Origin of the sequence: Hydrogenophaga sp., assembly GCF_051007235.1 — a bacterium.
GTDB lineage: Bacteria > Pseudomonadota > Gammaproteobacteria > Burkholderiales > Burkholderiaceae_C > Hydrogenophaga.
Genome location: NZ_JBPCSJ010000083.1, coordinates 1 through 9116 on the forward strand (window position 1 = coordinate 1; position 9116 = coordinate 9116).

Here is a 9116-nt window from a genome sequence, read left to right on the forward strand (position 1 = left end):
GCCCTGGCCGCACAGACGCTGGCCCGGCCCGACAGCCGCGTGATGGCGCTGATCGGCAACGGCGCGCAGAGCGAGTTCCAGGCGTTGGCTTTCCAGCACCTGGTCGGTATCGAAGAACTGCGCGTGTACGACGTGGACCCCGCCGCCAGCGCCAAGCTGTTGGCCAACCTGCAGGGCAGCGGCCTGCGCATCACGGTGTGCCGCAGCACGGCCGAGGAGGTGAAGGGCGCCGACATCGAGACCACCGTCACAGCACACAACGCCATGGCGCTGATCCTCACGCCCGAGATGATTCAACCCGGTATGCACCTGAACGCCGTGGGTGGCGACTGCCCGGGCAAGACCGAGCTGCACGGCGACATCCTGCACGCGGCCAAGGTGTTCGTGGAATACGAGCCGCAGTCGCGCATCGAAGGCGAGATCCAGCACCAGCCGGCGGACTTTCCGGTCACCGAGCTCTGGCAGGTGCTGCGGTGCGAACGCGCCGGGCGCGACAACGCACAGCAGGTCACCGTGTTCGATTCGGTGGGCTTTGCGCTGGAAGATTTTTCGGCCCTGCGCTTCATGCACCAGACGGCCGAGCGGCTGGGCCTGGGCGAGCGCATCGCGCTGATCCCGCAACTGGCGGACCCCAAGAACCTGTTCGGCACACTGCGCGCGCCCTCGGCCCAGGGGGTCCACGCCGCCGAGGCGCTGCCGAGCGCCTGAGCCTCTCGCCGCCTGAGCACCCAAGCGCTTGCGCGTCCCACGCGGCGTGGGCGCCAGCGCTCAGCACACCCCTTCAGCGGTCCACGCGGCGGTAACGCCCGTCGCGGATTTCGGTGAAGTAGATCTTGCGCACCGTGTCGCCGTTGGCGTCGAACTGGATGTCCTGCTGCAGGCCCTGGTAGGGGCCGCTGCGCAGCGCGGCCTGCTTCAGGGTTTCGCCTTCCTGCCGGTTCTTGAGTGCCTGCAACACCACGGTGGCCGCGTCCTGGGTGGACACCGAGCTGTAGCCCGGGTAGCGCTGGAAGCGCTTGTAGAACGCGTCGCTGAACTCGCGGAAACGCGGCGACGTATCGTCGCGGTCGTAGTTCTGCACGATCAGCAGGCCCTCCACCACCGAGCCGCCCAGGTCGATCAGCTGCTCGGTGGCCGCCCACTCGGAGGCAGCGATTGGCAGTTGGGGTGCCTGTTCGCGCGCGGCCTTGGCCAGGCGCGCCACGTCCAGTGCGCCGGAGATGAAGAACAGGCTGTCGGTTGGCTGGGCCAACATCTGGCGGACCACGCCATCGAAGTCGGTGCTCTCGCTCGACTCGTAAGGCACCTCGCTCACCACCGCGGCGCCATTGGCCTTCGCCGCGATCCGGAACTCGGCCAGCCACGACTCGGTGAACTTGCGGTTGCGCAGGTCGTAGGCGATGGCAAATCGCTTCTGCCCGCGGCCCACCATGAAGCGCGCGTAATCGCTGGCGTTGTCGCGCGTGGTGCGGTTGATGCGAAACAGGTTGTCGTCCTTGCCGTAAAAGTCCATGGCCGTGATGGTCGGGCTGACCTGCAGGATGCCCGCCTCTCCGGTGATGGGCACGATGGCCGCGGCCATGCTGCTGGTGAAGGGGCCGATGACCGCCTCGACCTTGGCCTCGACCAGATCGCGCGCCGCGCGGGCCGCGGTCTCGGCGTTCTGGGCGTCGTCACGCGAGACCAGCTCCACCAGCCGGCCCTGGACGCCGCCGGCCCGGTTGAACTGCTCGACCGCCAGGGTCAGCGCGTTCAGCCCCGCCTGGCCGTTGTCCGAATTGGCCGAGGTCAGGCCACCGATGAAGCCGATGCGGATCGGTTCGGTCGGCTTGGGCGAGCAGGCGACCAGCCCCAGGGCGAGCAGCGGACCGAAAAAAGGCAGCAACTTTTTCATGTTCGTACCGATAAGAAGGGAGTGATGAATGCCGGCGGGCGGGTGAAGCTGCCCCCACCGCGAAATGCCCCACACCGATTTCCTATCGACCTTCCAGCCCGAAACTGAAGCCTTACCGCCCGCCTCGCCGGCGGCGGGTGGCCGCTGGCGCCAGCGCTGGGCCGCTTCGCTGCGCCTGCGGCTGCTGGCCATTGGCCTGATGCCGCTGCTGCTGACCTTTCCGCTGGTGATGGCGGCGCTGGTCGTGCTGGGCGGGCAGCGGGTCAACGACATCCTGCAGGCCAACCTGCGCACCCAGCTCGGCGCTGGCCTGAGCTACCTGGACCAGTTGCGGGCCGAAAACGGCGTGCGCGTGGGCCGCCTGGTGCGCATCCCGCGGGTGCAGGCGCTGCTGGACGCCGGCATGCCCCCCGAAGAGCGACGGGCGGTGCTGGCCGAACTGGCCGAGCGCGACAACCTGGACTACCTGCTGATCGTGCTGGCCGACGGGCAGGTGCTGGCCGCCAGCAGCCCGGTGCCCGCGCAGGCCCGGCTGCCCGAAGACCCGGTGCTGCGCCAGGCGCGCATTGGCGTGACCACGTCGGCCTTCGCGCGCATGCCGCCCGCGTCACTGGCGGTGCTGGGCCAGGCGCTGCCGTCCACCGCGCGCGTGCCGCGGGGCCCTGGCCCCGATGCGGTACAGGACGGACTGCTGATCCACGCCGCCGCCCATTTCCCGCTGGCGGTCAACGTGCCCGATGCCGTGCTGGTGGGCGGCACCCTGCTGAACCGGCACACCACCCTGATCCAGCACATGCGCGAGCTGATCTTCCCGCTGGGCACGCTGCCGGACGACACCGAGGGCATCACCCTGCTGGCCACCGACGGCACCGTGGTGAACCTGAGCCAGCAGCGCCGCGAGGGCGGCCGCGTGCTGGGCATGCCGGTGGCCCCCGACGCGGCCCGCGCCCTGCACAGCGGCGAAGCGCTGTGGCTGGGCCTGCTGCCGCTGGGCGACGCCGACTACATGGGCGGCTACCAGCGCCTGGTGGACGCCCGGGGCGAGACCATCGGGGCCATCGGCGTGGCCTTTCCGTACGCGCCCTACCAGCGCATGATCCACCTGCTGCTGTGGTCGGTGGGCGGTGTGCTCGCGCTGACCACGCTGGTGGTCTCGGGCTCGGCCACGGTCAACGCCCGGCAACTGATCCAGCGGCTGGGCGCCATCGTGGACACCATGTCCCGGGTGCGCCACGGCGAGCGCAGCGCCCGCGTGCAGGTGGACCCCCATCAGGACGAGCTGGCGCGCCTGGGCCAGCACTTCAACCGCCTGCTCGACACCATCGAACGGCAGGACGTCGCGCAAAGCGAAGCCCAGAAAACCATCGCCGACGAAGCCCTGCGCCGCCGCGCGCTGTTCGAGCACGAGCGCGACGGCGTGATCATCGTCAACCGCGACGGCAGCGTCTTCGAGGCCAACCCGGCCGCCGCGCGCATGCTCGGCCACACGCCCGAGCAGATGCAGCAACTGCACCTGACCGACTGGGAAGCCCACTACAGCCTGGCCGAAGCCACCGAGATCGTGCGCAGCATGGGGCCCGAAGGCGCGAACTTCGAGTCGGTGCTGCGCCGGTGCGACGGCAGCACCTTCCCCGTGGAGGTGTCGCTGAGCAAGGCCCGCTGGGACAACCGCACCTTCACCATCACGCTGCTGCGCGACATCTCCGAACGCAAACGGGCCGATGCACAACTGGCGCGCTACCAGGACAACCTGGCCCGCCTGGTGGACCAGCGCACCGACGAGCTGCGCGATCGCACGGAAGAGCTCAACACCGTCTTTGCCATCAGTCCCGACGGCTTCGTCTCGTTCAACCGCGAGCGGTGCGTCGCCTCGGTCAACGCAGCGTTCACCCGCATGACCGGCCTGTCGGCCCGGGAGCTCAAGGGCCTGGACGAATCACGGTTCTCCGAACGCCTGGCGGCCCTGTGCGAGCGCCCCGAGAGCTTCCCCGGTCTGGCGCACCTGCGGCAGTCGCAGGCCGACACCGCGGATGCCACCGGCGACCGGCCCGGCGGCGAGCGCAGCTGGACGCTGGAACTGGCCGGGGCAGGCCAACGCGTGCTGGACGTGGCGCTGCGCCTGTCCGAATCGACCAGCGTGTCGCAGGTGCTGTACGTGCGCGACGTCACGCACGAAACCGAGGTGGACCGCATGAAGAGCGAGTTCCTCTCGACCGCGGCCCACGAGTTGCGCACGCCCATGGCCAGCATCTACGGCTTCACCGAGCTGCTGCTGGCACGCCAGTTCGGCGAGGATCAAAAACGCGACCTGCTGGAAACCATCTCGCGCCAGGCCACGCGCATGTCGACCATCATCGACGAGCTGCTGGACCTGGCCCGCATCGAGGCGCGGCAGGGCAAGGACTTCGTCTTGGAGCCGGTGATCGTGCAGGAGCTGATCGACCTGGTCGCCAAGGACCACCGGCCACCGGACGGCCGCGAAGCCCCGGTGATCGACGCCTGCGAGCACCGCGTGACGGTGCAGGCCGACCGCAGCAAGCTGCAGCAGGTGCTGCTCAACGTGCTGTCCAACGCCTACAAGTACTCGCCCGCCGGCGGCGCGGTGCACATCCGCTGCGGTCTGGACGCGTCGGGCCAGCGGGCCCGCATCGCCATCAGCGACCCGGGTGTGGGCATGACGCCCGAGCAATGCGCCCGCGTGTTCGAGCGCTTTTATCGCGCCGACAACTCCGGCCACATCCCCGGCACCGGCCTGGGCATGAGCATCGTCAAGGAGATCGTCGAACTGCACGGCGGCCAGGTCGAGGTGGCCAGCACGCCCGGCGCTGGGACCACGGTGACCCTGCTGCTGCCGGTGCAGGCGGTGACCGTGCAACCCACCCCGGAAGCGGTCGATGCCAGCGCCTGAGGATGTAGCGTCAGTCGTCGTCGCCCAGCTCGACGTCCCAGCCCATGCCCTTGGCGCGCGCCACCGCTTCGGCGTGGATGCGCGCGTGGCGCTCGGCCAGTTCGGGTGGCAAACGGCTGGGCAATTGGCCATATGGCTCCCAGGCCTTGTGCACCGCTTCGAACAGGTTTTGCAAATCGCCCGCGCCCTTGCCGGCAAATCCCTCGCCTTCGGGCAGCAGGCCGAACACCCAGGCGTCGCGGATGATGCGGCCGGTCATGGTCATGCCGTGGTGGTCTTCGGCATCGATGCCGGCGTAGGTCTGCTGGCGGCTGTGGATCATGCTCATGGTGGGTGTCCTTATCGGGTCAGGCCAGCATAGAGCACCGGCAGCTTCTCCGGCAGCTTTTCCACCTTGTCCACCACCAGGTAGTTCCGCTCGCCGAAGATGCGGCGCACGTACTGGTCGGCGCGCGGGTCCAGGCTCATGCAGTAGGTGGTCACGCCGTGGCGGCCAGCCTCTTCCACCGCCTTCTTGGTGTCGTGGCGCAGGTACTGTGGGTCGCGCACGTCCACATCGGCCGGTTCACCGTCGGTGATGACGAGCAGCAGCTTCTTGCTGCTGCGCTGCGCCTTCAGAGCGGCGGTGGCGTGCCGGACGGCCGCGCCCATGCGGGTGGAGAGCTGGCCCTCCATGCCGGCCAGGCGCGCCTTGGCCAGGTCGTCGTAGGGCTGATCGAAGTCCTTGAAGCGCCAGTAGTTCACGTCGTGCCGCCCGTCGGAGCAAAAGCCGTGGATGGCGAACGGGTCGCCCACCTTCTGGATCGCGTCGGCCAGCAGCGCGCAGGCCGAGCGCGTGAGGTCGAGCACGGTTTGGTCCTGGCCACCGGCTCGCTCGCCGGGCCGCCCCAAGGGCGAGCCAGCCCCCTCGGGGGGCAGCGACCCGCGCAGCGGCGGAGCGTGGGGGCGTTGGACTTTGTCGTTCGTCGACTGCGAGAGGTCCAGCAGCACCAGCACCGAGATGTCGCGCGTCTTGCGCACGCTGCGCATCATGATGCGCGGGTCGGGCTGGCGCCCCATGCGCATCTCGATCACCGAGGCCAGCGCGGCGTTGAGGTCGATGTCGTCGCCGTCTTCCAGCTGGCGGATGCGCTGCACGCCCTGCGGCTGCATCGCGTCCAGGATGTAATTCATGCGCCCGATCAGGCGCCGGTGTTCGGTGAGGATGCCGTCGATCACCGCCGCGTCGCCGGCTTTCGGGCGGCGCTCCTGCACCGTGGCCCAGGCCGGGCGTTCGAGCTGGATCATGTGGTCCCACTCGCCGTAATGCACCGGCGGCAGCAACGGCTCTCGGCCTTCGCTTTCATTGAACGACACGCCCAGGTCTTCGTAGGGGAACAGCTCGGTGCCCAGCACCCAGATTTCCTGCGCGTCGTCACCAGCGGTCTCGACTTCGAGTTCATTGACGAACTCCATCAGGTTGACCTGTTTGCGCAACTGCTGCGGCGGTTCGTAGCCGGCGGCGATGCTGCGCTCGAAGTCGAAGCCGTCGAAAGCCCAGAAGTAGCGGTTGTCGTCGCGGTAGGCGGCCGTCTGCAGGTCCGTGCGTGGCTGGAAGGCTGGCCCCTGCGTGAGTTCTCGGTAGCTGTGCCCCAGCTGCACGCCGATCTCCCAGGACACGCTGTTGTCGTGCGGGTCGGACTGGATGCGGGGCAAGGCCTCGGCCAGCAGCGCTCGGCCCTGGGCGATCCAGGGGTGGTGGTCCTCGTACGCGGAATCGAGCAGCGCGCGCGCCAGGCGGTTGAGCCAGTCTCCGGCTGTGGCTTGCTGTGTGGCCTGCACGGTGTGCAACTGCGCCCAGAGCGGTCGCAGGCCGGGGAAGCGCGCCAGCGTCAGCGCCTCCACCCGCGCGTCCTCCACCAGACCGATCAGCGCCATCTGCCAGGGGCTGAGCGATTCGGCCGAGATGGGCTGGCGGGTGAACACCACGTGCGCCGCGGCGTGCGCCGCCGCGGCCCGATAAAGCTGCGTGGCGTCTACCGTGCCCGCGTTGCCGTCGACCGCGTCGTACGCATCGGGCAGGTGGATGAAGTAATCCTCGATGAAGGGGCGGTAGCCCTCGCGGCTCTCGTGGTCGCCGGCTGTGGGCCGCATGAAGAAGTCGCGCCCCCAGAGCGCGCGCAAATACATGTTGATGCGCCGCTGCACGTCCACCAGCAGCGTGCCCTTGCGCTCCTTCTGCAGCATGGCCAGCGACTCTTTGGACTGCAGGCCGAAGTAGGCGATCTGTTCTTCGTAGTTCGTGCGGTGGGCCTGCGCGCCCCAGGTGGCCCAACGCCGCAGGCCGCCCAGCGTGAGCTGGCCGAACAGCGCGTCCAGCTGACCCAGCATGGGCCGCAGGCCGCGCGGCGCCTGCGCCACCAACGTGTTGAGGAACTGCAGGTACTGCAAAAACAGCGCACCGTCAGCCAGGCGGCGCGCGGCGGTGGGCGCGGTGGCCAGCACCAGCTCGATCACCGCGCCCGAGGTCTTGGATGCCAGCAGGAGCGCGGTGGTGGCGAGTTCACCGACCACGTCCTCGCCGATCTCCTGCGCCACCTGCGGCGCGCCGTCGATCCACGCGTCCACCAGCTCGTGGCCACGACCCAGACCGCGCAGCGCAGCGGCGCCCTTGACGTAGTTGTCCAGCCCACGCGCGGAAAACACCTTGGTGGCGTCCGGCCAGCGGTGTTCCAGCAGCTCGCGCGAGATCGGATCGAGCTGGTCGGTCCACTCGGTGTGGTCGTGCAGGTGAACGCTCATAAGACAGACGGACCTTCACAAAGAACCAAACATCTTGGCGGACCGATGTGTCATCGAGAACGCCGCGGAACCGGCTTCGCCGGGCCGCCAGCGTTGCCCCCTGGGGGGTGACGCCAAAGGCGGCGCGGGGGGGTCAAAAAAATGTGGCGACCGCAGCATCCAGCGCGTCGCGCATGTCTGGGTCGTCCGTGATCGGGCGCACCAGGGCCACGCGGCAGGCGGCCTGCGCGGCCACGCCCTGGGCGATCAGGCTGCCCGCGTAGATCAGCATGCGGGTGGAGATGCCTTCGTCCAGACCATGGCCCTTGAGGTTGCGCGCGCGCTCGGCGATGCCGACCAGCTTGCCTGCGACGTCCAGGCTCACGCCGGTTTCGTGCGCCACGATCTCGGCCTCGACATCGTGTTCGGGGTAGTTGAAATCCAGCGCGCCGAAGCGCTGCTTGGTGGACTGCTTCAGGTCCTTCATCAGACTCTGGTAGCCCGGGTTGTACGAGATGACGATCTGGAAGTCCGGGTGGGCTTTGACCAGTTCGCCTTTTTTCTCCAGCGGCAGCACGCGGCGGTTGTCGGTCAGCGGATGGATCACCACGGTGGTGTCCTGCCGCGCTTCGACGACTTCGTCGAGGTAGCAGATGGCGCCATGCCGCGCGGCCATGGCCAGCGGACCGTCTTGCCAGCGGGTGCCGTTGGCGTCGAGCAGGAAGCGGCCGACCAGGTCGGAGGCCGTCATGTCTTCGTTGCAGGCCACGGTGATGAGCGGCTTGTTGAGCTTCCAGGCCATGTACTCCACGAAGCGCGTCTTGCCACAGCCGGTGGGGCCCTTGAGCATCATGGGCATGCGCACGGAGTAGGCGGCTTCGTACAGCTCGACCTCATCGGCCACCGGGCGGTAGTAGGGTTGCTGGGCGACGCGGTAGGCGTCTAGTTGGTCGCTCATGTTCGTCTCCACAGACCTTGCGCTCATCGTCTTGTTGCGTTGGCCTGCTCCGCGTGGTGCGGGGCGGCCAACTCCATTCGTGTCCCCCGCCGGCCTGCGGCCGGCTCCTCCTTGACCTCACTGCGCCGGCCACCCCGCACCACGCTATTCGGCGCGCGTGTCGCTTTCCAGAGATGCCGCAGAACCGGCTTTGCCGGGCTGCAGGCATCGCCCCTTGAGGGGCGGAGCGGCCACACGAAGTGGGCAAGCGATGGGGGTGGGTCTGGTGCTTGGCTTTGCCGGGCCACAGGCATCGTCCCCCCTTCCAGGGGGAAGCCGCGCAGCGGCGCAGGGGGGTTACACCGTCTTCCCGCGGAAGATGACCATCGAAGCCCCTTGCGACTGCGTGAAATTGTTGTAGCCGATCAGGCGCACGTGGTTGTCGGGGTTGGCCTGGCGGCAGGCCTCGCACTCGGCCAGCACCTTGTCCACGTCGGTCTCGCCGAACATGGGCAGCTTCCACATGTACCAGTAAGAGTCCATCAGGTACTGCGGTTCGGTGTGCTCGATGGCCGGGTTCAGGCCTTTCTTGACGAGGTACTCGACCTGCTTGCGGA

7 protein-coding genes are annotated in these 9116 nt (G+C 68.5%); 2 read left to right on the forward strand and 5 right to left on the reverse strand.

Annotation, left to right across the window (positions count from 1 at the left end):
• On the forward strand, window positions 1–708 hold a 708-nt coding region (locus ACR2JA_RS02800), incomplete at its 5' end, for an ornithine cyclodeaminase (RefSeq protein WP_434007601.1).
• 73 nt (window positions 709–781) lie between these two features.
• On the opposite strand, the gene ACR2JA_RS02805 is transcribed toward ACR2JA_RS02800, so the two are convergent.
• Window positions 782–1894 (reverse strand): ABC transporter substrate-binding protein, encoded by a 1113-nt coding sequence (locus ACR2JA_RS02805; protein WP_434007602.1) that lies wholly within the window; start codon window positions 1892–1894, stop codon window positions 782–784.
• A gap of 64 nt (window positions 1895–1958) precedes the next feature.
• Between ACR2JA_RS02805 and ACR2JA_RS02810 the strand changes: the two genes are divergently transcribed.
• Window positions 1959–4802 (forward strand): ATP-binding protein, encoded by a 2844-nt coding sequence (locus ACR2JA_RS02810; RefSeq protein ID WP_434007603.1) that lies wholly within the window; start codon window positions 1959–1961, stop codon window positions 4800–4802.
• A gap of 10 nt (window positions 4803–4812) precedes the next feature.
• Here ACR2JA_RS02810 and ACR2JA_RS02815 read toward each other — a convergent pair whose 3' ends face one another.
• From ACR2JA_RS02815 to ACR2JA_RS02830, 4 genes are all read right to left on the reverse strand, one after another.
• Entirely contained in the window at window positions 4813–5130 is a 318-nt protein-coding gene (locus tag ACR2JA_RS02815) for a hypothetical protein (RefSeq protein WP_434007604.1), read from the reverse strand.
• Between the two features lie 11 nt (window positions 5131–5141).
• Complete coding sequence (locus ACR2JA_RS02820; protein WP_434007605.1) at window positions 5142–7583, reverse strand: nitric oxide reductase activation protein NorD; 2442 nt, start codon at window positions 7581–7583, stop codon at window positions 5142–5144.
• Window positions 7584–7716: 133 nt separating this feature from the next.
• Window positions 7717–8520, reverse strand: a complete 804-nt coding sequence (locus ACR2JA_RS02825; protein WP_434007606.1) for a CbbQ/NirQ/NorQ/GpvN family protein — start codon at window positions 8518–8520, stop codon at window positions 7717–7719.
• Between the two features lie 336 nt (window positions 8521–8856).
• The coding region (locus ACR2JA_RS02830; RefSeq protein WP_434007607.1) for a ribulose bisphosphate carboxylase small subunit at window positions 8857–9116 on the reverse strand (260 nt) is incomplete at its 5' end.

Bases quoted from the DNA above. Each gene is read 5' to 3' on its own strand.
- ACR2JA_RS02805 (WP_434007602.1), bottom strand. From the start codon at position 1,894: ATGAAAAAGTTGCTGCCTTTTTTCGGTCCGCTGCTCGCCCTGGGGCTG.
- ACR2JA_RS02815 (WP_434007604.1), bottom strand. From the start codon at position 5,130: ATGAGCATGATCCACAGCCGCCAGCAGACCTACGCCGGCATCGATGCC.
- ACR2JA_RS02825 (WP_434007606.1), bottom strand. From the start codon at position 8,520: ATGAGCGACCAACTAGACGCCTACCGCGTCGCCCAGCAACCCTACTAC.
- ACR2JA_RS02820 (WP_434007605.1), bottom strand. From the start codon at position 7,583: ATGAGCGTTCACCTGCACGACCACACCGAGTGGACCGACCAGCTCGAT.
- ACR2JA_RS02810 (WP_434007603.1), top strand. From the start codon at position 1,959: ATGCCCCACACCGATTTCCTATCGACCTTCCAGCCCGAAACTGAAGCC.